This window comes from Arthrobacter sp. AOP29-A2-19 (genome assembly GCF_058138025.1).
Window position 1 is genome coordinate 3,760,825 of the sequence record NZ_CM176894.1, and the last position, 24,413, is coordinate 3,785,237.

Here is a 24,413-nt window from a genome sequence, read left to right on the forward strand (position 1 = left end):
GCTACTTGCCCTCGGCCGCCAGCTGCACGGCGACGTCCACGATCATGTCCTCCTGCCCGCCGACGTAGCCCGCCTTGCCGATCTCCTCGAGGATCTTGTACGCGGGGACGCCGTAGCGCTCCGCCGCGCGCTCCGCGTGGATCAGGAAGGACGAGTACACGCCCGCGTAGCCCTGCATGATGGACGCGCGGTCCATGACCGGCATGCGCGTAATGAACGGCTTCACGACGTCCTCGGCCGCGGCCATCAGCCCCTGCGTGTCCACGCCGGTCTTGATTTCCAGGCGGTCGAACGCCGCGGCGAGCACCTCGGTGGGGGAGTTGCCGGCGCCGGCGCCGAGGGCCACCAGCGTGCCGTCGATCTGCTTGGCTCCGGCGCGCACGGCGTACACGGAGTTGGCGACGCCGAAGCTCATGTTCTGGTGGCCGTGGAAACCGACCTGCGCGTCGTCGCCGAGCTCGGAGACCAGGGCCTCCACGCGGTCGGAAACGTCCTCGAGGATCAGGGCCCCCGCTGAGTCCACGACGTACACGCATTGGCAGCCGGCGTCGGCCATGATGCGGGCCTGCTTGGCGAGGTTCTCCGGGGACGTGCGGTGGGAGAGCATCAGGAAGCCGACGGTCTCCATGCCCAGCTTGCGGGCGTGCTGGAAGTGCTGGATCGAGATGTCCGCCTCGGTCGAGTGCGTCGCGATGCGTGCCACGGAGGCGCCGGCATCGTGCGCCTGGTTGAGGTCGTGGATGGTGCCCAGCCCGGGCAGCATCAGGACGGCGATCTTGGCCTGCCTGGCCTCGTCGACCGCGGCCCTGATCAGGTCAAGCTCCGGCGTCAGGGAAAAGCCGTAGTTGAAGGAGGAGCCGCCCAGGCCGTCGCCGTGTGTGACCTCGATGACCTCGATGCGGGAGTCGTCGAGGGCGCGGACGACGTCGCGGACGTGGCGCTCGGTGAATTTGTGGCTCATGGCGTGGGAGCCGTCGCGCAGGGTGGTGTCCGTCAGGCGGACGTCGAACATGGTGGGCACGGGCTGGTCCGTTGTGGTGGTCATGGCGGGTTCCTACTTGGTCTCGGTGCCGGCGGGGGCCAGCTCGGCGGAATGCTCGTCCATCCGCTGGGCCAGCAGATCGGCGGTGCGGGTGGCGGCCGCGGTGATGATGTCCAGGTTGCCCGCGTACTCGGGAAGGTAGTCGGCGGCCCCGGCGACCTGCACCCAGATGCCGACGCGCCCGTTGCCGCCCCAGTCCTCGCGCGCCGCGTCGAACTGCGGCTCGACGCGCAGCGCGTAGCCGGGGACGTAGTCGCGGATCTTGGCCGCCGCCTCGTCGATGGCCGCGCGGATCCTCTCCCGTGTCTCGCCGGGCTCGGCGGCCTCTGCGGGGATGGCGCAGTAGATGGTGTTGCGCATCATCATGGGCGGCTCGACCGGATTGATGATGATGATCGCCTTGCCGCGCTTGGCGCCGCCGACGACCTCGAGGGCCTTCGCCGTCGTCTCCGTGAATTCGTCCACGTTGGCACGGGTGCCCGGGCCGGCGGACTTGGAGGCGATGGAGGCCACAATCTCCGCGTAGTCCACGGGGACCACCGAGGAGACGGCCGCAACGATCGGCGTGGTGGCCTGTCCGGCGCAGGTGATCATGTTGACGTTCATAACGTCGGTCAGCGAGTCCAGGTTCACGACCGGTGCCAGGTAGGGTCCGACGGCGGCCGGGGTCAGGTCGATCGCGTGGATGCCGGCCGCCTTGTACTTGGGGGCGTTGGCTTCGTGCGCCTTGGCGGAGGTGCACTCGAACACGAAGTCCGGCAGCTCGTCCTGGGCCAGCAGCCAGTCGACGCCCTCGGCCGAGGTGGTGAGGCCGAGGCGGGCGGCGCGGGCTAGGCCGTCCGACGCGGGGTCGACGCCGATCATGTACTTCACCTCGACGTTCCGCGAGCGGCGCATGATCTTGAACATCAGGTCGGTTCCGATGTTGCCGGACCCGACGATGGCGGCGGTTTTTTTGGCCATGGGGAAATCCTTTGTGTGTGGGGAAGTGGGAGGGGCGCGCGGGTGGCGGCGCGCGCCGGGTGGGATGGCGGCTAGACGAAGTGGATCGTCAGCGAGCCAAGATCCCCGAAGTCCGCGGTCGCGGACTCGCCGGAGACGACGGGCAGGGCCTTCGTGAAGGAGCCGGGCAGGATCAGCTGCCCTGACTCCAGCGCAACGCCCTGTGCGCCGAGGACGTTGGCCAGCCAGGCGAGGGGCGCCACGGGATCGCCCATCACGGCGTCGCCGGTTCCGGTTTCGCGGACCTCGCCGTCGATCAGGAGGGAGCAGGAGACCGCGGCGAGCCGCTCCACCGGAACGTCCAGCGGCGTGGTGCCGATGGCGATCGCGCCGCAGGAGGCGTTGTCAGCAACGGTGTCCACCAGCCGGATGTCCCAGTTGGCCACGCGCGAATCGATGATCTCGATCGCGGCGTAGACCTCGCCGATGGCGGCACGGGCCTGTTCCAGCGTGACGCCCGGGCCCCGCAACGGTTCCCTGAGCACAAACCCGAACTCGGGCTCGACCTTGGGGGCGATGAACGCGCCGGCGGGAAGCCTGGCGCCCTCGTTGTGGACCATGTCCTGGAAGAAGTAGCCGAAGTCGGGGGAGTCGACGCCGAGCTGCCGCTGCATGGCCGGCGACGTGAGGCCCACCTTGCGTCCGGCCAGGACGCGCCCGCCGGCCAGGTGCCGCTCCAGCTGGTGTGTCTGGATCGCATAGGCGTCCTCGAGCGTCATGTCCAGCACGCGGTCGCGGAGCGGCGGCACGGGCTCCAGGGTCTCGGTGGCCTCGAAGAGCTGGTCCGCCAGGCGGCGCAACTGCTCGTCGCGGGTCGCCTCGTCGGAGTGGTTGGACGTCCAGGCGGCCGCGCCGCTCTCTGCCGCGGCGGTCACGGCTTCAGCACCGCGGTAGTGACGCCGAAGCCGGCGATGTATTCCTTGATCGGCTTGTAGAACTCGTACGTGACCTCGTACTCGCCGCAGGCGCGCAGCGCCGAGTAGGCCGCGACCCAGGTGCGGACCTCGTGCGAGGAGTGGCCGGCGACGGCGTCCATCTCCGCGGGGATGTAGGCGTCGAACCGTCCCACGTCACCGGACTTGCAGACCTCCAGGAACTCGCGGTCCCACTCGGGGTTCAGGTCCATGATGTCCGCCTCGCCGCGGGCGAAGGCCTTGGCGGTGTCGATGGTGCGCTGCTGCCGCGCGGCGCGCGCCTCCGGCGTGGGGTGGCGGCCGTCCGTCAGGAACGCGCGCTGTTCCTCGGTCGCGGTGGCGATCTGCGGAACCGGCGGGTCGTGGGACAGGCCGCCGGAACCGATGAACAGCACCCTCTTGTCGGTGTTCTTGAAGAACTCGCCGACCGCCGTGCCGAATTCGCGGATCCGGCTCATCTTCGAGAACGGCGGGGCGACGGAGTTGACGAACACGGGGATAACCGGGATGGCGCTGATGTCGCCGTAGATGATTTCCATGGGCTGGACGGCACCGTGGTCGACCTCCATCTGGCGGGAGATCGCGGTTTCGATGTCCTGGTCGATCACGTACTGGGCCAGCGCCTCGGCGATGTCGGTCGGGACGTTCAGCGGACCGTCCCACGAGTCGTAGTCGCCGGTGCCGTGGGCCCGGTAGCCGATGCAGAACGGCGGCATCAGGTCGTAGAAGAAGCCGTTGTAGTGGTCCGGGCCGAAGTTCACGATCAGGTCCGGCTTGAAGTCGGCGGCGAATGCCCGGACCTGGTCGAAGGCCGCCTCGACGGCCGCCTTGACCTCGGCCGGCGGGTCGGTGTGTTCCAGCAACGGGCTGTGCGACATGCACACGAGGGCCTGCTTCATGGGTTAGCTCCTTAGGATCGTCCTGCCTTCAATTGCACACCCGGCCGTGGCGCGTGGACACCCGACCGTTCCACCCAGCGGTACGACCCGACCTACTTCCCGAGCTTGCGTTCCTTGAGGACGTAGGTGAACGTCGAGTGCACCAGGTCCTTGCCGTCGGCGTCGCGGACGACCACCTCGGCGACGGCCACCGAGCCGCCCCCGCGCAGGATGCGCGCCGTGGCGACAGCGGGGGAGGCCTTGGAGTTGGACATGAAGTTGAGGTTGGACTGGACGGCCAGCGGGAACTGCCCGCTGCCCGCGTAGGCCTGCATGGCCAGGAAGGTCCCGGTGATGTCCGCGGCGCCGAAGAGGGCCGCGGCCGAGAACATCCCGTTGGCCTGGGACAGCGGGTCCGTGAGCGGCATGCTCATGCTGATGGAGTCGGCGTCGACCGCCTGGGGCTGGAGCCCCAGCGTGGCGGCGATGTCGTCGAAGCCGCGCTTGGCGGCGAACTTCTCGACGTAGGCGGTGAACTCTTCGAGCGTGGCTGGAAGTGCCATGGTGGGCTCCTGGGATGGTGGGGGACGCCCCGGAGGGCGCGGCTGGTCTCACCCTAACGACGGCGGCACCCGTCCGGTGAGGACGGGTGCCGCCTGGCAGAACGGGCGCCTGTTGGGGCCGCGCGGGGGTCAGACCGCGCTGTCCGCCGTGGCGTCCTGTCGCGACGTCCGGTCGCGGTCCGCACGGCCGCGGGTCTCCTTGGAGAGGTGGACGGCGAGCGCGGAGACGGCGATCAGTCCGATGAAGTACCAGGCGATGTTGGTGGTGCCGGCGCCGTTCTCCAGGCCCACCAGGAGGGTGGCCAGCAGGGGCGCCGTGCCCGCGCCCAGCACGGAGCCCATCTGGAACGTCAGGGAGACGCCCGTGTAGCGGTCCTCGGTCTCGAACTTCTCGGCCAGGAAGGCGCCGATCGGGCCGTACATCGAGGCCTGGATGATGGGGTTGCCGACCATAAACGCGAGGGCGATCAGCCAGTAGCTTCCGGAGTTGAACATCGCGAACATCGGGAACACCAGGGCCACGGAGACGGCGGCCCCGACCAGCATGACCGGCTTGCGCCCGAACTTGTCGGAGAGCCAGGCGAAGAACGGGATGGCGAAGATGTGCACGAACGAGGAGGCTGTCAGCATCATCAGCGCGGTTTGGCGGTCGACGGCGCCCGTCGAGACGACGTAGGGAACCATAAAGACTGCCAACAACGCCTGCATGAACAGGGGGCCGGCGGCGGCCAGGATGCCGTACAGGGTAGACAGCGGGTACTTCCTGAGCACGCGCAGGATGGGGACGCCCGTGTGGACGTCGCCCGCCTCGCGGGCCTTGACGAAGTCGGGCGACTCCGTGACCCGGTAGCGGAGGTAGAGGCCGATGACCACCAGGGCGGCGGACATCAGGAACGGAACGCGCCAGCCCCAGCTGAGGAACGCGTCCTCCGGGAGGCCGGCGAAGAGGCCGAGGACCAGCGTCGCCAGGACGGAGCCGGTCGGGCCGCCGGTGACGGCAATGGATGCGGCGAAGCCGCGGTTCTTCTCCGTGACGTGCTCGGCGGCCATCAGCGTGGCGCCCGCCCATTCGCCGCCGACCGCCAGGCCCTGGATCACGCGCAGCAGCACCAGGATCAGCGGTGCGGCGACTCCGATGGCGGCGTAGGTCGGCATCAGGCCGATGCAGATCGAGACGATGCCCATCATCATCAGGGTGATGAAAAGCATGTTCTTTCGGCCGAACTTGTCGCCGAAGTGCCCGAACAGGATGCCGCCGATCGGACGGGAGATGTAACCGGCCAGCAGGATCACGAAGGAAAGGATGGTGCCGAGCGCCGGGTCCATCTCGTTTGAGAAGAACAGCTTCGGGAAGACCAGGCCGGCAGCGGCCGCGTAAAGCAGGAAATCGTAGTACTCGACCGTCGAGCCGAGGAAGCTGGACACCAGCGCGCGGCGCTGGTCCTTCTTGGCGGGGCCGCCGTTCGCCGGAGGGACGGCCGCCGGCGTGGAAAGGTTCGATGACATGGGTTCTCCTGGACGTTCTGTGGGGATCGGACCAGTGGGTCTAGGTATCACCCTGAATGGTGTGACCCCCACCACCTACCGTGCGTGCCGAGGCGTGGAACGTTCGCAGGGTTTTGTGGCCTCCGGCGCAGTGGACAGGACGCCCGGGGGAAGGCGCGCCGCCCAGGGACCTTTCGCGACCCGCGGGACGCCGGGCATCAGGCATCCTTGGCCGGCGGAGTCCCGTTAGGTAGACTGGTCTACCTAACTATGTTTGACGACAACAGGAGGCTCCATTGGGTGAGCGGCAGGCTCGCGTGTCCGCACGGGAGCGGATTCTCGCGGCGGCGGCGAGGCGCTTTTATGCCGACGGGATCGCCGCGACGGGGATCGATACGATCACGGCGGAGGCGGGCGTGGCCAAGATGAGCCTTTACAACAACTTCGCCTCGAAGGCGGCCCTGGTCGAGGCGTACGTGGACGCCCGCCACGACGAGTGGCTCGGCCTCTGCCTGGCGCGCTCCGCGGCGGCGTCGTCCCCGGCGGAGCGTGTCCTCGCCGTTTTCGACGCGTACCTCGACCATGCCGCGGCGGCCTACGACCACGGGTTCCGGGGCTGCGGACTCCTCAACGCCGCCGCCGAGCTCGGGACCGACGACCCGGCCCGCGCCGCCGTCCGCCGCCACAAGGAGGAGGTCGAGGTCATCCTGGCGGAGCGGCTGGCCGAGGCCGCCGGCCCCGAGCGGGCGGTGGGCCTGGCGGAACACCTGTCCTTCCTGCTCGAGGGTGCGGTGGCCCGCGCGGGACTCGAGGGCGGGGATACCCGCCTGGTCCGGGCACGGGCTATCGCCGCGGACCTGCTGGGCGCGCCGTGAACCGACCATGGCACGGGCCCATCAACGGCGGAGTCCTGGCGATTCTTCTGACGTCGATCCTGTGGGGGACCACGGGCACGGCGGCCACCTTCGCCCCCGGCGTCGGGCCGCTGGCCATGGGCGCCGCAGCGCTGGGCATCGGCGGCCTGCTCCAGGCGGCCATCGCCGTCCCGTCCCTGCGGAGGGCATGGAGTGCGCTGCGCCGCCACGCGCCCTTGGTGGCCGCGGGCGCGCTGGCCGTGGCCGTCTACCCGCTGGCCTTCTACAGCTCGATGCACCTGGGCGGTGTGGCCGTCGGGACGGTGGTGTCGCTGGCCTCCGCCCCGCTTGCGTCGGGCCTCCTCGAGCGAGTGGTGGAGCGGAAGCCGCTGAGCCGGTGGTGGATGTTCGCGGCCGGGCTGGGCACGGTCGGGTCCCTCCTGCTGTGCCTGTCCAAGATGAACGGAACGATGGCCAGCGTCGGCCCCCTGACCGCGAGCATCGCGCTGGGGCTGGTTGCCGGCGCCACCTACGCGCTCTATTCCTGGGTCGTCCACCGGCTTATGGCCCTCCGGGTGGGGAGGGCGGCGTCCATGGGGGCGGTATTCGGCGGCGGCGGGGTGCTCCTCGTGCCGGTCCTGCTGGCGACCGGCGCGCCGCTCCTCGCCTCCGCGCAGTCGTTCGGCGTCGCCGCCTACATGGCGCTGGTGCCGATGTTCCTGGGTTACCTGCTCTTCGGCTACGGACTCACCCGGGTGCGGCCGACCACGGCCACCACGCTGACGCTCAGCGAACCGGCGGTCGCCGCCGTCCTGGCGGTGATCGTCGTCGGCGAGCGCCTGTCCGCGGGCGGCTGGGCCGGGCTGGCGATCATCGGCGCCGCGCTGGTGGTCCTGGCCTTCGCGCCCACCAACGCGCCGGGAGGGCTGTCCGCGGAGCCCGCCCGGTTGCGCCCCGCGCCCTCGCCCGCCGGCGCCGCCGCGGTGCGGGACCCGCACTGAGCGGCCGCTGACGGCGCGCTCACCCCCGGGTGCGGGCCGGAGGTCGGGAGGCTCCCCCTCATGCGACGATTTGTGCCATGGAGAAGCGCCCCGAAGAGCCGATTGACCATCACCTCGTCTTTGTCCATGGCGGCGGGGTCGGGCCCTGGATGTGGCGGCGGCAGCGCGAGCACTTCGGCGGGCGATACGGCGTTCACACGCCCACCCTCCCGGGGCACGAGCCGGGCAACCCGACCGTGTACCGTTCCCATGCGGAGGCGGCCCGGGCAATTGCCGGGGAGATAGGTCTCGAGGGGCTGGGCGGGAGCGTGACGGTGGTCGGGTTTTCGGTCGGCGGGCAGGTGGCCCTAGAGCTGGCGCGGGCGAACCCGGCCCACGTCTCGCGGACCGTGGTCGTCAGCTCGCTGCTGTCGCCGTGGAGGGGCGCCCGGCTCGTCGCCAGGGTCTCGTCGGCCGCGGCCCCGCTGGCACGGGTCGAACGGTTCGCGCGACTGCAGGCGCGGGGGCTGTCCCTCCACGGGGACGAGCTGGAGGAGTACCTGGCCGTTTCGCGGTCGATGACGGCGTCGTCGCTGGAGAACCTGCTCTACGCCAACTTCTCCTTCAAGATGCCTGCGGAGGTTGTCCGGCCGGCCCGCCCCCTACTGTTCGTGGCCGGGTCCCGCGAGCGGAGGACGCTGATCGCCGGTATGGAGCGAGCGTCCGCCTTGCTGCCGAACAGCAGGCTGGCGCTGATCGACGGCGCGGGGCACGATGCCCCGTTCGCGCAGCCCGAACGGTTCAACCAGGCGCTGGAGTCGTGGATGGCATCGTGACGTCGGGCTGGGAGGACGCGCTTTGGGGGTCAGTTGTCCGCCAGCCGCTGAAGGGCCTCGGAGAGGGTCTTGTGCACGCCCGCGAAGCCGCCCGCGCCGTCGACGGCCTCGTAGCGGCCGTCGTCGCACACCCGGACACCGCCCAGACTCCTGTGCGTCGCGGCCACGCGGACGTCGTAGCGCGCGGACCCGGCCGGACGGGCCTCGATCCCGTTGATGCTCAGCGGTTGGAGCACCGCCCGGCCCGTCATGTGGCCTCCGGTGCCGCGCATGGCGTCGGCGGGAGTCGGAGCCGCCTCTCCGTGCGCGTGTTCCTGCGCATGGGTGATGCTCATGTTGTCCTGCCTTCCCGCGGGCAGGCGCGGGGCGTTCGCTGCCCCCGCAGCCCGGTAGTTAATGGTCTTCGCATGTTCTCCCATTCCGCCGGTTTAGGGAACACAGGCAACCAAATGACTTTGGCCGTCCTCCGCGGACCCGGCGCCGGAACGCAGGCCGACGACGGCGCCGACGGTCCGTGGCGGGGCGAAGGGAGCGCGGAAAGCTGTGGCGGGACGGCCGATTGCCCTTAGGGTGAGTGCAGATGCCGGCACGGCATTCCAGCAACCGAGAGGTAGTGAACCAGCATGGAGTTCATCCCCGGAGTGATCCTGCTTCTGATCGTCTTTGCGCTGGGCATCGCCTGGCGGATCCGCGCCGCGAAGAGGGAACGCGTGCCGCAGAGTGAATCGGCGGGCGGCGCGCGCGCCCGGGACCAAAAGATCGGCATCGCCGACATCGGCGTGGTCTTCATCATGGGATGGTTCATCGTCAGTCTGCTGGTGGGGATGATCCCCGTCCTGGTGGCGGTCGCGGGACAGAACGGCATTTTGGCCCTGGAGATCTTCTACCTGACGCTGCTGGTCGCCGCCGGCATCGGCATGGCCGCGGTTGCGGTGCTTGTCCTGGGCCGCCTCCTGCGGGAGCAGCGCTAGGGTCCTCCCCTACCGCCACCTCTCGCAGGCCCGTCGCGCGTCGTCCTCGTCGGCAGTGCAGATGTCCGTCCGGTTGCCGCCATGCATACGGTCGTTCCCCGCGGCGCCGTCCAGACCGCCGAGGTAGTCTGCGCCCCCGTCTCCGAAGGCGGCGTCCGGTCCGGGCCCGCCGAAGACGAAGTCGTTTCCGCCCCCGTCGAACAGGGAATCGCGGCCGGCGAGACCGCGTATCAGGTCGTCTCCGCCGTGGCCCCATATCCGGTTGTCCTTGAAGTTTCCGACGAGGGTGTCCGTGGCCCCCGTCCCGACGATGTTTTCCACGTCGCCGCGCACACTGTCCTCCTCGCCGGCCCCGCCGTCTGCCGTCCAGACTCACCGTCACCGGCGTCGGTCGCCCTGCGTAGGAGACCGTGTCCCGCCCGGGACCGCCCGCCAGGATGTCGTCGCCGTGGCCGCCGGTGAGGACGTCCCCGGAGTCCCCGCCGTACAGCATGTCGTCTCCCGGCCCCCCGTCGAAGACGACCGGGGCGGCCTGGCCCATGCGGGCGCTCAGCCAGTCGGACCCGCGCCCGCCCGAGGCGCGCACGGGGACCGGCACGTGGACGCTGAGCCAATCCGCACGGGGCGAGAGGACGACGGCGACCTTTGTGACGCTGCCGTGGCAGACGGCCTTCCGCGAGTGTGGCGCCGCCCTGCACCCGTGCCCGGCGGTCACCGGACCCCGTGCGTCCCTCACCACAAAATCCACGCCACTCTTCGAGACGGACAGGTGGTTGCCCGCCGCCGTCCGGGACCGGACCGTCAGCTGACCCCCGCCGTCGAGCGACGCGACGGCGACGGCGGGCGGATCGTCCGCGGCCGAAACACCCGCGGCGGCCAGCGGACAGAACGCGCCCAACAGCCCCAGGGAGGCCAGGCACATGCAAGGCCTTCCGCACGGTGGCGGCGGCGGCGCCCGCCAGCCCAATCCGTTCGCGTGTTCCATGGCCGCGCCCTCGACCCGCCCCATGATGGGGCACTACGGTGTGCGAATACCTGTCCCGGTGGGGAATGGGCCGGATCCGGCCCACAATTCAGTGGTCCCGCGGCCAGTGTAGGTCGCGTGCATCCGGCCGCAGCACCGGCGGAGCACAAGATGTGGGCACCAAGTTCGTTCTCCGCCGCCGGTGACAGCCATCGGCGACGGACGGGTATCCTGCCCGCGGCGGGCCACGCCGTGGCCGACGGTTTCGTTCCGCTCACCGGAACATGCGGCATCGGCGGTGTGTGCGCGCGTGCGACCGTGGGTCCGGACGCGTCCGCCGACCGAAAGGCACCCCATGGAATCCCAACCCGAGCCGACCGGCGTCGTGCTGGTTGAACGCATCCGAGCCGCGCTGGTCGTGACGATCAACCGGCCGGAGCGGCTCAACGTCATCAACACCGAGGTCGCCACGGCGCTCGGCGCCGCATTCGAGGAGGCCGACGCCGATCCCGCCGTCCGCGCCCTGGTCCTGACCGGTTCGGGCACCAGGGCGTTCACCGCCGGGGCGGACATCGAGGCGCTGGCCGCGGGGGAGCTGCTGCGCTCGAGCGCGCCCGGGGGGGACGCGTGGGGCTTCGCGGGAATCGTCCGGCACCACATTTCCAAGCCCGTCATCCTCGCGGCGAACGGGGCGTGCCTGGGCGGCGGCACCGAGATCCTGCTGGCCTGCGACCTGGTGGTCGCGGCCGAGAACGCCGTCTTCGGTCTGCCCGAGGTCAAGGTGGGGGTGTATCCGGGAGGTGGCGGGGCCTTCCGCCTCTACCGGCACCTGCCGCCCAAGATCGCCCTGGAGGCCATGCTGACCGGAAGGGCGCTGTCCGCGGACGAGGCCGCGCGGTGGGGGCTGGTGAACCGCGTGGTTCCCGCGGCGGGGGTGCTCGAGGCCGCACTGGAGCTCGCCGGCCGCATCGCCGCCAACGCGCCGCTGAGCGTCGCCGCGACCAAGCGGATAGCGCGCGGTTTCGAAGCGTCGGGGGACGGGCTGGACTGTCCCGACGAGGACGGCGGCTGGGCGCGGACGTATGCGGAGGGGCCGGGCGTGCTGGAATCGGCCGACTGCGGCGAGGGCGTGGCGGCCTTCAAGGCGAAGCGCGCCCCTGCCTGGACCGGTCGCTAGGTTGTGCTCCCGACCACCGATCGGTCGCGTGTTCCGGGTATCCCGGCGCCCTGCCCTAGGGCGAAAGGATCCGTGCCTTCTGGGCCTGGAATTCCTCCTCCGTCAACACGCCGGCGCTGCGTAGTTCCCCCAGCTGCTTGAGCTGGGTGAGCATGTGGTCGGTGTCGTCGACCACGCCGCCCTGCGCGGCCCCGGCCGGCGGCGGCGTTCCGGTGCGCGCGGCGAGGGCGGCGTCCTCGGCCGCAAAGCGCTGCTGTTGCCTGCGGTGCGTGCGGCCGACCACCGCCCCCACAACCGCCGCGCGGCCCGCTGTCCTGAAGATACCCATGGTGATTCGCCTTTCGTTCGATCCACTGCTGTCGGCTGACGTTCAATCCCTTCCGAAGCGGAGGGCGAGGTCGATGAGCAGCCGGGCACCGAACCCGGTGGCCCCCTTGCTGCGCCACGCGTCGTCCTTCTCCGTCTGCATGGTGCCCGCGATGTCCAGATGGGCCCACGGGGTCTCGCCGACGAATTCGGCGAGGAACAGCGCGGCCGTGGTTGAGCCCGCGTAGGGGCCTCCGAGGTTGGAGATGTCGGCCACGTCGGAGTCCAGTTGCTGGCGGTACGCCCGCTCGAGCGGCAGTTGCCAGACCTGCTCGTCGGTGTCTCCGCCGGCCGCCAGCACCTGATCGACCAGCGCCTGGTTGTTCCCAAACACGGGCGCGGTGAGCTGTCCGAGTGCCATCAGCGCGGCACCCGTGAGCGTCGCGATGTCCACGATCGCGTCGACGTCGTCCTCGATGGCGAGAGTCAGGGCGTCGCACATTACCAGGCGCCCCTCGGCGTCGGTGTTCTTGACCTCGATCGTGGTGCCGCTGCGTGAGGTGAGCACGTCGCCCAGCTTGTAGGCCGAGCCCGAGGGCATGTTGTCGGTGCACATCAGGAAGCCGGTGACGGCCGCGGTGCAGCCGAGGTCGCGCAGCGCGGTGAAGACCGCGAGGACGGCCGCGGCCCCGCCCATGTCCATCTTCATCAGCAGGTGCATGGGGTCGCTGGGCTTGAGGCTGACGCCCCCGGAGTCGTACATGATGCCCTTGCCCACCAGGCCCAAGTGGCCGGAGCGGGTGCCTTCGGGCACGAACGCGAGCTTGAGCATGCGCGGCTCCTGGGCGCTCCCGGCGTTCACGCCCAGCAGGCCACCACAGCGCAGGTCGATGAGTTGCTCCTTGTCGGACTCCTCAACGCGGAATCCGAAACGCCGCCCAAGGTCCTTCGCGACCTCGCCAAGTCCGGCGGCGGTCAGGTGGCTGGGGGGCGCGTTGGACAGGTCCCTGGCGATGTTCGTGGCCCTCACGCACACGCGACCCCTCGCCGCGCCTTGGGTCGCCTCGGCCCCGTCGACGCCGGGGGAGCGGAACTGCAGGAGCGAAAGGGCGGGACCCGCCGCCTTGCTCTTGAGCGGGTCGTAGCTGTAGCGGGCCAACAGCGCGCCCTCCGCCAGCGCCTGGCCAAGGGCACGGGGGTCCGCCCCGGGGAGCCCGGGCAACTCGAAGCCGATCCGCGCGTGGCGGGACGTGGCACGCACGAGCGCCGCCGCCGCCTTGCGCCACTCCGCGGCGCCCAGGGAGCCCAGGCTCCCGCCGCCGACGGCCACCAGCAGGGCGCCGGAGGGGGTGGCCACCTGCAGGGTTGTGCCGGGCTCCGCCTGGAAGCCGGCGCGTTCCAGCGCCGGCCGGTCCAGGCCGAGGGACGCGGGAACGTCCCCTTCCGACGCGACCAGGACGCCAAGCGCGTCGAGTTCGCCGAAATCGTCCACCCACTGCAACTCGGGCTCCGGCCGCTCCACGCTCGGGATGGGGGTGAATCCGTCGGGGATGAGCTTGTACGGTTCGGGGTTCATGGTCTCGCCTCTCTGCTCGTGGTGGGCTCGTCGGGGAGCGCGTCCGGATCGTCCGGCTCCAGCTGCTCGGGCAGGTCGCCCTTCATCCGGCCCGGCATGCGCCCCGCCGGGACGATGGCCAGCAGGGCCAGGCCGGAGAGTCCGAGCAGGGAGATCTGGAGGGCCCGCAGCCGGGCCTCGGCGTTGACCTCGGTGGCAGCGGCCAGTTCGGCAGGACTTCCCACCAGGTCCCCGAGGGCCGCCTCGAGCTGCTCGTTGGTCATGAAGTCGGCGTCGTTGATGTTCACGCCGTAGATGAGCTCCGGCGAAATGTCCGGGTGCTCCTCGGCGCCGGTCGCGATGAGGGCGGACAGCATTCCGACGGCGAAGGCGCTCGCGACGGCGATGCCCACGCTTCCCGACAGGTTGTGCACCAGGCCCCTCCAGGCGCCGACGTCGCCGGCGAGCTGCTTGGGGACCGCGCTGAGCAGCGTGTTGAACACCAGCGCCACGATCGCGCCCTGCCCCAGCCCCAGCAGGATCAGGCCGAGGACCACAAACAGCTGCCCCCAGTCGTTGCGGATCGTGAACGCGATCAGGGCCAGGGCCCCGGCCACCACAACGAAGCCGGCCTGGGCGATGGCGCGCGGCGGGAAACGGTCGTAGAGGAACGCCACGAAGGTGCTGGCCAGGAAGATGGAAAGCGTGTAGGGAATGATCGAGAACGACGTCTCGATGCTGGACCGGCCCTGAACCATCTGCATGTACAGGGGGATCAGGAAATTGGCGGCCGTGCCCACAAACAACATCGTCGCCATGCAGGCGGTCACGGCGAGCTCGGACCTGGATGCCAGGACCCGCAGGTCGAAGATGCGCGGCTGCTTGGCCTCCTGGCGCTTGCGGACCCAGAGGAAGAACACCTGTCCCGCGATGGCCCCGAGGAGGATCAGCAGCGGGGCGGGGGAGAGGCCTAGGATGGTGAAGGGGGACTGGTCGGTCGCGATCCAGACGCCCCAGGAGGCCATGCCGCTGAAGCCGAAACTGAGCAGGATGATGGAGGCCGCCGCGACGAACGCGCCGACCCAATCGATCCCGAGGGCGGGTTGGGCGGGGACGCTCCGGAGCCTGAAGCTCAGCAGCAGGTTGGCGGCGCCCAGCAGGACCATCAGTCCGAAGGAATACCGCCAGCCGATGGTGGTGGCGAACCAGCCCGCGACCAACAGCGCCAGGACGCCCGCCGCCGGGATGGCGGCGGCCAGGAGCCCGATGGCCTTGGCCTGCTGTTCGTCCTTGTAGTTCGAGGCGATGAACACCGTCAGCGCCGGCGCGATGAGGGCTATGACCGCGCCGGACGAGGCCTGGGCGATGAACAGCATCGCCGGGCTCAGGCTCAGGGCCACGCACGCCATGGCGGCCGCATGGATGCCGACGGCGATCTGGAAGACGCGGCGCGTTCCGAATCGCGCGCCGACCTTCGCCCCGAGCAGGATAAAGGCGGCCATCGAAAACGTGCCGGCGGTGATGGCGGTGCCGACCGAGGTCGCGGGCGTATCCAGATCCGTGGTGATGCCCTGCATCGAGACGGTCAGGGCGTTCACCGCGAAGGACGCCTGGATCTGGGTCATGACCACCACGATCAGGGGCAGCCAGGACGCCGCGACCTCGGGCGCCGTCGTTGTGTTCGGCGTGGAATCATGGGCCATTGCAGGCTCCTTGGTGTACTAGGCCCGGTCCCGGAGGATGGGCGGTGGAATCCGGCGGAAAATGTGGGCAAGCGCCCTCGCGCGCGCCTCCGGTCCCGGTCATGGGGCCCCCATGGGCCAAATGACGGGCACCAGCAGGATGGCGACCGCGGCGTACAGCGCCATGATGGCCAACCCGAACTTCCAGTAGTCCCCGAAGAGGTAGCCGGCCGGTTGCATGATCATCATGTTTGCGGGCGTCGAAACCGGGGTGAGGAGGGCCGCGGAGGACGCGACGGACACGCACATCAACACCGTGTAGGGGTTGATGGACGACTCGTCGGCGACCGACAGGGCGATGGGGATGATGATGAGCGCCGTGGCGGTGTTGCTGATCAGCTGGCCCAGGGCCGCGGTGACAAGGAAGATTCCCGCCAGCAGCGCCAGCGGTCCGGAGGCCCCGGTCGCCGAGACAAGGACGTCGGCGAGCGCGTCAGCGGTGCCCGTTGCGGTGATGGCCGTGGAGAGCGGAATCATGCCGGCCACGAGGATGAGTGTCTGCCAGGCCATCGAACGGTGTGCCTGGCGCGGAGTCACCACCCCGAACACCACCATGGCCATCGCGGCCAGCACCGCGGCGACGGGTGCGGGGACCGCGTTGGTCGCGAGGAGGACCACCATGGCGGCCAGCACCGCGAGCGCGGGCACGGCCTCGGGCCCGAAGGGGGCGGTCTGCCGCCGGATGGCGTCCGGCGAGTCGACCAGCAGCACGTTGTGGTCCTCGGTGTGGCGGTCCAGGGCGGACCACGTGCCCTGCAGGAGCAGCCTGTCGCCGGCCGCGATCGTGGTTCGCCCCGGGGTGTGCGCGGCGCCGGGATGCTGGTGGGCCAACACCACCAGGGCTCCGCTGTCCGTGACCATGCCCGGGTACGCCTCGGTGCCGACGAGGTTTGAGCGCGGGGCGACGACCACCTCGGCGATGCCGTAGGAGCCGCTGATCAGGCCGCAGGTTGCCCCGGCGTCCTGCTGGAGTGTGTGCCGGGCGGCGAAGGCGTCGATCTGGCGCTGGTCCCCGCGCACAACGATGTGGTCCCCGGCCTCCAGCGCCGAGTGGGTGGACGGTTTTCCGTTGGGTTGCTGCACGCTGATCAGGTGCACCCCCGCGGCCGCGTCTTCCCCCCGAAGCCCGCGCAGGGGCAGGCCCACCAGCGCCGAACCCTCGGGGATGCGCAGCCGGCTGAGCGCGTCGTCCCCCAGGTAGTGCCGCCTGAGTGTCTCGCCGTGCGATCCCAAGTCCCGGGGGAGGGACTGCGGGACGCGGTCCGGCAACAGGGCGGGGCCGAGCCACAGGGTCAGGGCGATGGTTCCCGCCAGCAGCGGGAGCCCGACCAGCGCGAACTCGAAGAAGCCGATCCCGCGCCCCGCCGATTCCACGGTGGCGTTGAGGATCAGGATGTTGACGGGCGATCCCGTGAGCACAAGCAGCGAGCCGGCGTGGGCGGCGAAGGCCATCGGCATGAGGAGCTGCGCCGGCTTGCGGCCCAGGCGGACGGCGAGCACAACAACCATCGGCAACAGGGCGGCCACGGCGCCGTTCACGCTGATGAAGGCGGTCAGCAGGGCGGTGAGGCCCATCATCAGCGCCAGAAGCCGCGCGCGGCTCGTTCCGGCGAACCTGATGAGCAGGCTTCCGAGCCACGTGGTCACGCCGGCGGCGTCGAGCGCCTCGGCCACCACAAAGAGGGCGGCGATCAGAACCACCGTTCCGCTGCCGAAACCGGCGAACGTGTCGTCAAGGCCGACGACGCCGGTCGCGTAGAGCGCCAGCGCCACGCCCAGGGCCACGACCTCGACCGGCAGGCGGTTCCACACGAACGCCGCGATCGCGACGACGAGGACCAGCAGTGTCAGGCCGATGTCTGTCATGAGGGAAGCCGGACGTCGACGGGCGTCCACCAGGGCGGGCCGACAAGCAACTTGTCCTCCTCCCGACGAACACGATGGGCGCGCGCTAGCCCGACGGCTGCGCGGTCACGTGGGGCACACATCGGAGCCCGCGTTGCTCGCCCGTGTAGATCCCGGCGAACGCGACGTCGACCGAATCCCCCGCGGCCAGCGTGAACGTGTCCTGCTTCATCCCGTGGACGTCCGCATTGGGGCCGCCCACCACCGAGAAGCGGACGGTGTACGTGTTGGTGGCGGCGCCGACGTTGGTCAGGAGCGCCTTGCCCCGCCACACGCCGCCGTCGTCCGCCGCGCACAGGAAACCGCTGAGGACGTCCGCGCCGGCGGAGGGCGTGGCGGTAACCGTCGCGGTGACAGTCGCCGTGGCGCCGGAATCGGGCGGGGAGCCCGCGCAGCCCGCCAAGGCGAACAGGATGACGGCGCTCGATGCGACCGCCGGAAGCGCAAGTCGTCTCATCTGCTCAGGTTAGGACCGCGGGCGCACGGGCGGATCATCCCAATGGGGTGAATGGCGGTGGATCGTCCCGGCCCCGCCTACGGCAGGTGTCCGAACTTGTAGGCCGCGGCGACGGCGTCGTGCCTCGAGGTCGCCCCCAGCTTGGAGTAGAGGATGCGGACGTGCGTCTTCACCGTGTTCACCGACAGTTGCAGCTCGTGGGAAATCTGCTCCAGGGACAGGTGGGAGGGAAGCAGGGTCAGGACCTCGTGTTGGCGGGGCGTCAACTTCTCTGCGGGCGCCGCGCCCGGATGGCGGGCCAGCACGAGCATCGCCAGGGCCTCGCGCGGCCCGTGGGCGCACGCGCGCTGCGCCAGGAGGTCGATGACCTCCTGCGGCGCGTTGGCCAGCGGCCTCAGCACGTCCAGCCGGTCCGCCAGACGGAGCGCCCACTCCAGGCGCTGGAACGCCAGCGAGCGTCGCCCGGCGCCGAGGGCCAGGGAACATTCGATGATGGCCACGTGCAGCCAGGTCCAGGCCAGCAGGGGCACCGCCGTCCCGTCGTGTACCGGGCGAAGCCGCTCCGCGGCAGTGTCCAAGCGCCCGGCGGCGCCGGGCCCCAGGGCCCGGAGCACGCAGAGCTCACCCGTTCCCGGAAGGCGTTCCTCCGCCCAGTCCAGGACCTCGCGCGCCCGTTCGGTGCGTCCGTGGGCGAGTGCGGCCGTGTATTCGGAGACGGCCATCCAGGCGGAGAGCGACAGGGCGAACATGTGGTCCCCGCCCATGCGGGTCCTGGCGCGCCGCATGGCGTCGAGGGCGCCCTGCCCGCCGCCCAGATCAAACCGGGCGCACGCTTCGACGATCTCCACGGTGGACCGCATGGCCGCGCCCAATCCCTCGGAGGCGGATCCGAGCTGCCCGAGGTCGGCCGTCCCGTCCCGGGCCAAGGCCAAGGCCGTCGCGGGCTCGGAGCGCAGCATCGCCGCCGCGGCGCGCATCAGGGAACCGGCCGACCGGCCCGGCCCTGTTGCCCAAGCTTGGCTGGGCAGCCGCTGCTCCGCCTGCTCGAGCAGGCGGAGGGACCGGCGCATGCGGCCCTGCATCGAGGAAGCACCCGCCATCTTCAGCAGGATCTTGCCCGCGAGGTACGCGTTGCCGGACTCGTTCGCCTCGGCCAGCGCCGTCCTGGCCTCGTGTTCGGCGGCCGGGTATTCCCCGTGGGCGAGGGCGGCCGTGACGCCGACCATCATTGCCTCGATGCGAACGCCCGGGTGCGCCGACGCGGGAAGGGCGGCGTCCTCGATTTCCCGCAGCGGGAGCGGGTCCTCCCATCCATCGGTGAACCACAGGAGCCGGGCCCTCGCCAGCGCCCGAAGCTCCATCAGGTCGCGCCCCGGGCGGACGGGCCAGCTCCGTTCGGCCGCGGCCAGATAGCGGGCCGCCGTGACCGGCTGCCGTTTCTCCACGTTCGCCAGCGCGGCGACCAAGCTCAATTTCGGGTTCAACACCACGGCGGTGTCGGTCAGGTCCGCGAGTGCCCGGCGGACCACGCCGATGCCGCCCAAGCTGAGAAGGGTCGCGCCGTCACGCTGCAGCAGGGAAGCCACGCGCCGGCCCGCATCCGCTTTCATCGCGTGCCGGAGCGTGGGCATGGGCTGGCCGGCGGCTTCGTGCCAGTCGGCCGCGGCTGCGTGCAGGCGGCGCAGCTCGTCGGGTTCCTTGCGCTCCAGCTCGGCCCGGAAATACCCGCGAAGGACGGGACGGACGCGGAAGGCGGTCCGCCCCCGGCCCGCGAACTCCACGAGCCCGCGGTCCCCGGCAAGCCCGGACAGGATGCCACCGGCATCCATCCGCCCGGAAAGGGCGTTGGCCTGGGCCGCCACGACCGTCCGGCAGACGCTGGTGCTGGCGAGCACGTGGGCCTCCTCCGCCGAAAGGGAGGGCAGCACCGCCCGGACCAGATAGTCGGAAAGTTCCCTGACGTTGGCGGCCGGATCTCCCGCGGCCGCATCCGCATCCCCGGACTCGTCCAGCGAACGCAGTGTCAGGGCGACGCACGCCGGCCAGCCGCCCGTCTGCCGCTGCACCTCGTGCAGATGGCGGGGGACTACGTTCGGGGAGGCGCGGGAGGCCAGGGCCGCGGTTTCGTCATAGGTGAAGGCGAGGTCGTCCGCCAGCAACTCCAGGATGCGGCCCTCGAGCCGGGCGGGGCCGGCATCGACGATCGAGCTGTCCCGCGTGGCCATGAGCAATTGGATAAGCGCCCCGTCCTGGCCGATGAGCGCCGCAAGCCACCGGTCGCGTTCGGCGTCCGCGAAGTCGTCGACGCCGTCAACAACGAGGCGAATGCCGACGTTGGCGCCGCCCAGACGATCGGCCAGGATCCGCAGGGCTTCCGGGGGGTCGTCCCGGTGCGCGGACATCCGCGCCACCGTGCCGCCGGGAATGGTCGGACAGCGGCGCAGGCCCTCGACGAGGGCCTGCGCCAGCGTTTGTTGGGTCTGCGGATCCTTGCGGACCCACACGAATCCGTCGGGGCTCCCGCCGGAGAACTGCCGCAGAAGGGTCGTTTTTCCGAAGCCGGCCGGGGCGGCGACAAGAACCGGACCGGGCGCGCGCTCCAGCCGGGACAGCAGCAGCGGTCGCGGCAACGGGTCCAACGGCCTGGGGGAAACCGCCGGTGGCTGGAGCGGCTGCTGCGGGTCGGAGCGGCTGGGGCCCAGGTAGTCCACGCGCCCAGTGTAAGACCGCCGGTCGTGGAATCACCCGATAGGGGCGATGCCAACGCGGGCGTCCCGTGGGCGGCCGCCGCGGGCGGCCCTTGGCGGGGCCCCGGCCACACCCCCGTTGCCTTCCACGGTGCGGCGAGAACGGTGTGCGCGCCGGCATCGGCCCGCCGGCCGCCGGGGGAATCACCCCCTGCGGGTGAGCCTGCGGCGGCCTCCCGGACCGGCGCCGGCGGCGCCGGAACCGGCCGACGGCGACGGCCGCACGGGCCTTGACAAACGGCCCCGTCCTAGTGTTCGGAACGCTTGTTGGCCTTCGGGTCGCGGCGGGTGTGTGATTGATCCACAGCACCCGAAAAACGGCGCCACGCGGCGCGGCCAATCGTCCCCGTCAGAAGGAATGTTCCAGATGAGCACCACGGATTCCTGCCCGTCGAAGGCCAACCCGGCCATTGGGCGCATGCCGCGCCCCGCGGCCATGACCGCCAACGTGGACGTCTCCACGCTCGTCGACGCCGACGGCGGCATGATCGACCGCTCGATCTACACGGACCAGGGCATCTACGGCCAGGAAATGCGCCGCGTCTTCGCCCGCAGCTGGCTCTTCCTGGCCCACGAGAGCCAATTCAAGAAGCCCGGCGACTTCTTCACCACGTTCATGGGTGAGGACCCCGTCATCGTCACGATGGACAAGTCCAGGACGGTCCGCGCGTACCTGAACTCCTGCCGCCACCGCGGTGTCCGGCTGTGCCGGGCGGACGCGGGCGCCACCAAGATGTTCACGTGCACGTACCACGGCTGGTCCTTCGACCTGGCCGGCGCCCTCCAGACCGTGCCCAACGAGAAGGCCTACCCGGAGGACTTCGACCGCAAGGACTGGAGCCTCATCGAGGTGCCCGGCCTGGCGGTCTACAAGGGGCTGATCTTCGGCAACTGGGACCCCAACGCCGAACCCCTCGAGGAGACGCTGGGGGACATGCGCTACTACATGGACGCCATGCTGGACCGCGACCCGGAGGGAACGGAGGTCATGGGCGGCGTGATGAAGTGGGAGCTGGAGGGCAACTGGAAGCTTGCCGCCGAGCAGTTCGCCACCGACTGGTACCACGTCAACATGTCCCACGCGTCCGCGCTCATGGTCATGTCGCCCACCGGCCGCGGCCCCAAGGCGGACATCGTGGCCACCCCCGGCCGCCAGTTCGTGGCGCCCAACGGCCACGGCGCCGGCTTCCCGACCCACCCCAAGTCGCGGTTCGACGCCGGCCCCGTGCACGAGTACTACGACTATCCGGCGCTGCGCGAGCGACTGGGCGACGCCGCCGTCGAGGGGCCGATGACCACCGGCCACGCGACCGTGTTCCCGAACTTTTCCTACCTCCCGGTCAACGGGTCCATCCGCGTCTGGCACCCCAAGGGCCCGGACAAGATCGAGGTCTGGGCATGGATCCTGGTGGACAAGTCCATGCCGGAGGAGGTCAAGGACGCGCAGCGCCTCTACAACCTGCGCACGTTCGGCCCCTCGGGCATCTTCGAGGCGGACGACGGCGAGAACTGGTCCGAGGTCCAGGCGATCTCGCACGGCTTCGTGACCAACAGCGTGCCGCTGAATTTCCAGATGGGCATCGGCAGCGAGCGCGAGGACGGCGTTTATCCTGGCCAGACGTCGGAGCTATACTCCGACGCGGCCGGTCGCTCCTTCTATCAGCACTGGGCCAACCTGATGAACGAGCCGGCCTGGCACGAGGGCACCGGCAAGTAACCACCAACCATTCCTCCAAGGAGAACCACCATGAGCGAAGCAATCAACCTGGGCAGCGTCGACGACATCGACGAGGGCGAGGCCAAAGTTGTGCCGGGCGACGAGAACGGAACCGGCGAGGACATTGCGGTGTTCCACGCCGAGGACGGCAACTTCTACGCCCTGAACGACGAGTGCACCCACGAGACGGCTTCGCTGGCCGACGGGTGGATCGAGGGCACCGAGGTCGAGTGCCCAGTGCACTCCGCGAAGTTCTGCCTCAAGTCCGGCGAGGCGCTCTGCATGCCGGCCACCATTGCCGCCCGCACCCACAAGGTGGTCGTCGAGGACGGCGCCGTCATGCTCTACCCCAACTGCCCGGTCGCGGCCCAGGCCTAGTCCCGGCCACGCTCCACCCCGTCCACGCCACCGCCCCACCAAACCGCAAGGAAACTACCCATGTCGCTTGAATCAGTCATCATCGTTGGTGGTGGGATGGCGGGCTTCACCACGGCCAAGGAGCTGCGCTCCCGGGGCTTCGGCGGCCAACTGACCATCGTCGACCCGGAGGGGCTGCCCTACGACCGCCCGCCGCTGAGCAAGGACTACCTCCTGGGCAGCCGGACCTCCGAGCAGATCCTGCTGTCCGACGCCGGCTGGTTCGAGGAGCGCAACGTCACGGTCGTCACCGGCCGGGCCGTGGCGCTTCGCCCCGACTCGGGGGTTGTGGTCCTGGAGGACGGCCGCGAAATCACCGCGGACCGGATCGTCCTGGCCACCGGCGGCGCGGCCCGCCGGCTGGACATCCCGGGCGGCGACCTCGACTCCGTGCTGGAACTCCGCAACCGCGCCGACGCCGACAGGCTACGCGGCCTGCTGAAGCCCGGCGTCAGGCTCGCGATCGTCGGGGCCGGCCTGATCGGCGCCGAGACCGCGTCCTCGGCGCTGACTTTCGGCGCGGACGTGACCCTGATCGATCCCATCGACCCGCCCCTGGTCCCGGCCGTCGGGCCGGAGCTGGCGGAGCGCCTGCACCGCATGCACACCGACCGCGGCATCCGCCTGGTCACGGGCATCCCCACGGCCATCACGGTCGACGGCGCCGGGCACCACATCGTGATGGACGGCGGCGGCACCATCGACGCGGACCTGGTCCTGGTCGGCATCGGAATCGTCCCGGAGACGGCGCTGGCGGCCTCGGCCGGCCTGGACATCGACAACGGCACGCTCGTCGACGACCACCAGCGCAGCAGCCACCCCGTCGTCTACGCGGTCGGGGACTCGTCCCGCACCCGCCTGCCCGACGGCACCCTGCTGCGCCGCGCCGAACACTGGGAGCACGCCATGAACACGGGCACAACGGCGGCGGCCTCGCTGCTCGGCCAGGACCTCCCGGCCCACGGGGCGTCCTGGTTCTGGTCCGACCGCCACGGGGTGCACGTCGAGGGCGTGGGGTCCATGCTCGGGGAGGGAAGCGTGGTGGTGCGGGAACGGGACGGCGTCCCGCTGGCGAGCTTCCGCCTGGATCCGGAGGGCCACATGGCCGGCTGCGCCGCCATCGACGGTGGCCTGACGGTGCGCGCGGCCCGCCGCATCATCGACCGTCGGATCCTGGTGGATCCCGCCAAGCTGGCGGACCCCGACGTCGACCTCAAGAAACTCGCCCGCTGATTCCCCCGACGAAACGTGAGCTGACACCATGACGGAAAACGTGGCCCCCGCGGCGGGGCAGGACACGACCGGGACCGACGGCCGACTGGCCGACTCCGAGCTGGCCTACCGCGTCCAGCAGTTCTACTTCCGCGAGGCCGAACTCCTCGACGACGGCCGGTTCGCCGACTGGCTCGAGGTCTTCGACGACGACCTCTTCTACTGGGCCCCGCTGCGCACCAACCGGCTCCGCCGCCAGGCGGCCCTGTCCATCGGCGGCCGGGGCGAGGCGGCCTACTTCGACGAAACGAAGGAATCCCTGGCCTGGCGCATCCGCCGCTACGACTCCGGCATGGCCTGGGCCGAGGATCCGCCATCGCGCACCCGGCACCTGATCTCCAACGTCACCGTCCACCACCAGGCGGACGGGACGCTGAGCGCCCGTTGCGCGTTCCTGGTCTACCGCAACCGGCTGCAGACGGAGACGGACATCTACGCCGGTGGCCGAACGGACGTCCTGCGCGTCCAGCCCGACGGCGGCTTCCGGGTCGCGCGGCGGGAGATCCTCTTCGACGCCAACGTCCTTCAGGCCAAGAACCTCAGCACCTTCTTCTAGCCGCGCCGGTTCCGCGGCATACCGACGCTCCGCGGCGCCAAGCCCGCGGGCGCATCCAGACGATCCGCGCACC

Annotated in this window: 24 protein-coding genes and 1 pseudogene; 10 read left to right on the forward strand and 15 right to left on the reverse strand. The window is 70.5% G+C overall.

From position 1 onward, the window contains the following. Position 1 precedes the first annotated feature (1 nt). The 6 genes from dmpG to AC3ZJJ_RS17435 all read right to left on the reverse strand — a co-directional run bounded on the left by dmpG (position 2) and on the right by AC3ZJJ_RS17435 (position 5,905). Complete coding sequence (gene dmpG / locus AC3ZJJ_RS17410; protein ID WP_489893080.1) at positions 2–1,045, reverse strand: 4-hydroxy-2-oxovalerate aldolase; 1,044 nt, start codon at positions 1,043–1,045, stop codon at positions 2–4. 9 nt (positions 1,046–1,054) lie between these two features. Then, positions 1,055–2,005: an acetaldehyde dehydrogenase (acetylating) gene (locus AC3ZJJ_RS17415; RefSeq protein WP_489893081.1), complete on the reverse strand. Its 951-nt coding sequence runs from the start codon at positions 2,003–2,005 to the stop codon at positions 1,055–1,057. A 71-nt stretch (positions 2,006–2,076) separates the two neighbouring features. After that, positions 2,077–2,919, reverse strand: coding sequence for a 2-keto-4-pentenoate hydratase (locus tag AC3ZJJ_RS17420; protein WP_489893082.1), 843 nt, complete (start codon positions 2,917–2,919; stop codon positions 2,077–2,079). Then, a complete protein-coding gene (locus AC3ZJJ_RS17425; protein ID WP_489893083.1) occupies positions 2,916–3,857 on the reverse strand; it encodes a 3-carboxyethylcatechol 2,3-dioxygenase in 942 nt (313 codons plus the stop codon). The genes AC3ZJJ_RS17420 and AC3ZJJ_RS17425 overlap by 4 nt, the downstream gene beginning before the upstream one ends. A gap of 92 nt (positions 3,858–3,949) precedes the next feature. Further along, positions 3,950–4,399, reverse strand: a complete 450-nt coding sequence (locus AC3ZJJ_RS17430; protein ID WP_489893084.1) for a PaaI family thioesterase — start codon at positions 4,397–4,399, stop codon at positions 3,950–3,952. A 129-nt stretch (positions 4,400–4,528) separates the two neighbouring features. Then, complete coding sequence (locus tag AC3ZJJ_RS17435; RefSeq protein WP_489893085.1) at positions 4,529–5,905, reverse strand: MFS transporter; 1,377 nt, start codon at positions 5,903–5,905, stop codon at positions 4,529–4,531. Between the two features lie 275 nt (positions 5,906–6,180). Here AC3ZJJ_RS17435 and AC3ZJJ_RS17440 point away from each other — a divergent pair, with 275 nt between their 5' ends. From AC3ZJJ_RS17440 to AC3ZJJ_RS17450, 3 genes are all read left to right on the forward strand, one after another. Continuing rightward, the gene (locus tag AC3ZJJ_RS17440; RefSeq protein ID WP_489893086.1) at positions 6,181–6,759 is read left to right on the forward strand and encodes a TetR/AcrR family transcriptional regulator; all 579 of its coding nucleotides are present in this window, start codon (positions 6,181–6,183) and stop codon (positions 6,757–6,759) included. After that, on the forward strand, positions 6,756–7,739 hold the full coding sequence (locus AC3ZJJ_RS17445) for a DMT family transporter (RefSeq protein ID WP_489893087.1): 984 nt from the start codon (positions 6,756–6,758) through the stop codon (positions 7,737–7,739). Before AC3ZJJ_RS17440 ends, AC3ZJJ_RS17445 begins: the two co-directional genes overlap by 4 nt. Positions 7,740–7,816: 77 nt before the next feature. Further along, positions 7,817–8,554, forward strand: a complete 738-nt coding sequence (locus AC3ZJJ_RS17450) for an alpha/beta fold hydrolase (protein ID WP_489893088.1) — start codon at positions 7,817–7,819, stop codon at positions 8,552–8,554. Between the two features lie 29 nt (positions 8,555–8,583). Here AC3ZJJ_RS17450 and AC3ZJJ_RS17455 read toward each other — a convergent pair whose 3' ends face one another. Next, complete coding sequence (locus AC3ZJJ_RS17455) at positions 8,584–8,889, reverse strand: hypothetical protein (RefSeq protein WP_489893089.1); 306 nt, start codon at positions 8,887–8,889, stop codon at positions 8,584–8,586. Between the two features lie 288 nt (positions 8,890–9,177). Here AC3ZJJ_RS17455 and AC3ZJJ_RS17460 point away from each other — a divergent pair, with 288 nt between their 5' ends. Beyond that, positions 9,178–9,525 carry a hypothetical protein gene (locus AC3ZJJ_RS17460; RefSeq protein ID WP_489893090.1) on the forward strand — a complete coding sequence of 116 codons (348 nt, stop codon included), beginning with the start codon at positions 9,178–9,180 and terminating at the stop codon, positions 9,523–9,525. Positions 9,526–9,534: 9 nt separating this feature from the next. Here AC3ZJJ_RS17460 and AC3ZJJ_RS17465 read toward each other — a convergent pair whose 3' ends face one another. Further along, on the reverse strand, positions 9,535–9,858 hold the full coding sequence (locus AC3ZJJ_RS17465; RefSeq protein ID WP_489893091.1) for a calcium-binding protein: 324 nt from the start codon (positions 9,856–9,858) through the stop codon (positions 9,535–9,537). Between the two features lie 124 nt (positions 9,859–9,982). After that, a pseudogene (locus AC3ZJJ_RS17470) lies at positions 9,983–10,066 on the reverse strand (hypothetical protein); the annotation flags it as partial. On the opposite strand from AC3ZJJ_RS17470, the gene AC3ZJJ_RS17475 reads away from it, so the two are divergent. Continuing rightward, the gene (locus AC3ZJJ_RS17475) at positions 10,065–10,334 is read left to right on the forward strand and encodes a hypothetical protein (RefSeq protein ID WP_489893092.1); all 270 of its coding nucleotides are present in this window, start codon (positions 10,065–10,067) and stop codon (positions 10,332–10,334) included. The pseudogene AC3ZJJ_RS17470 and the gene AC3ZJJ_RS17475 sit on opposite strands and share 2 nt — an antisense overlap. Before the next feature lie 510 nt (positions 10,335–10,844). Further along, positions 10,845–11,666: an enoyl-CoA hydratase-related protein gene (locus AC3ZJJ_RS17480; RefSeq protein ID WP_489893093.1), complete on the forward strand. Its 822-nt coding sequence runs from the start codon at positions 10,845–10,847 to the stop codon at positions 11,664–11,666. Between the two features lie 55 nt (positions 11,667–11,721). On the opposite strand, the gene AC3ZJJ_RS17485 is transcribed toward AC3ZJJ_RS17480, so the two are convergent. The 6 genes from AC3ZJJ_RS17485 to AC3ZJJ_RS17510 all read right to left on the reverse strand — a co-directional run bounded on the left by AC3ZJJ_RS17485 (position 11,722) and on the right by AC3ZJJ_RS17510 (position 20,342). Further along, positions 11,722–11,994, reverse strand: coding sequence for an SHOCT domain-containing protein (locus AC3ZJJ_RS17485; protein ID WP_489893094.1), 273 nt, complete (start codon positions 11,992–11,994; stop codon positions 11,722–11,724). 42 nt (positions 11,995–12,036) lie between these two features. After that, positions 12,037–13,548 carry a leucyl aminopeptidase family protein gene (locus AC3ZJJ_RS17490; RefSeq protein WP_489893095.1) on the reverse strand — a complete coding sequence of 504 codons (1,512 nt, stop codon included), beginning with the start codon at positions 13,546–13,548 and terminating at the stop codon, positions 12,037–12,039. Further along, entirely contained in the window at positions 13,545–15,230 is a 1,686-nt protein-coding gene (locus tag AC3ZJJ_RS17495; RefSeq protein ID WP_489893096.1) for an MFS transporter, read from the reverse strand. The genes AC3ZJJ_RS17490 and AC3ZJJ_RS17495 overlap by 4 nt, the downstream gene beginning before the upstream one ends. A 99-nt stretch (positions 15,231–15,329) precedes the next feature. Then, complete coding sequence (locus tag AC3ZJJ_RS17500; protein WP_489893097.1) at positions 15,330–17,135, reverse strand: SLC13 family permease; 1,806 nt, start codon at positions 17,133–17,135, stop codon at positions 15,330–15,332. 85 nt (positions 17,136–17,220) lie between these two features. Continuing rightward, on the reverse strand, positions 17,221–17,631 hold the full coding sequence (locus AC3ZJJ_RS17505; RefSeq protein ID WP_489893098.1) for a hypothetical protein: 411 nt from the start codon (positions 17,629–17,631) through the stop codon (positions 17,221–17,223). Between the two features lie 77 nt (positions 17,632–17,708). Then, positions 17,709–20,342, reverse strand: a complete 2,634-nt coding sequence (locus AC3ZJJ_RS17510) for a winged helix-turn-helix domain-containing protein (protein ID WP_489893099.1) — start codon at positions 20,340–20,342, stop codon at positions 17,709–17,711. A gap of 403 nt (positions 20,343–20,745) precedes the next feature. Between AC3ZJJ_RS17510 and AC3ZJJ_RS17515 the strand changes: the two genes are divergently transcribed. From AC3ZJJ_RS17515 to AC3ZJJ_RS17530, 4 genes are read left to right on the forward strand one after another with little or no spacing between them, the layout of a single operon-like run. Further along, positions 20,746–22,095 carry an aromatic ring-hydroxylating oxygenase subunit alpha gene (locus AC3ZJJ_RS17515; protein ID WP_489893100.1) on the forward strand — a complete coding sequence of 450 codons (1,350 nt, stop codon included), beginning with the start codon at positions 20,746–20,748 and terminating at the stop codon, positions 22,093–22,095. 30 nt (positions 22,096–22,125) lie between these two features. Next, the gene (locus AC3ZJJ_RS17520) at positions 22,126–22,473 is read left to right on the forward strand and encodes a non-heme iron oxygenase ferredoxin subunit (RefSeq protein ID WP_489893101.1); all 348 of its coding nucleotides are present in this window, start codon (positions 22,126–22,128) and stop codon (positions 22,471–22,473) included. A gap of 60 nt (positions 22,474–22,533) precedes the next feature. Further along, a complete protein-coding gene (locus AC3ZJJ_RS17525; protein ID WP_489893102.1) occupies positions 22,534–23,745 on the forward strand; it encodes an NAD(P)/FAD-dependent oxidoreductase in 1,212 nt (403 codons plus the stop codon). A gap of 28 nt (positions 23,746–23,773) precedes the next feature. Beyond that, a complete protein-coding gene (locus AC3ZJJ_RS17530) occupies positions 23,774–24,340 on the forward strand; it encodes an aromatic-ring-hydroxylating dioxygenase subunit beta (RefSeq protein WP_489893103.1) in 567 nt (188 codons plus the stop codon). Positions 24,341–24,413: the final 73 nt, after the last annotated feature.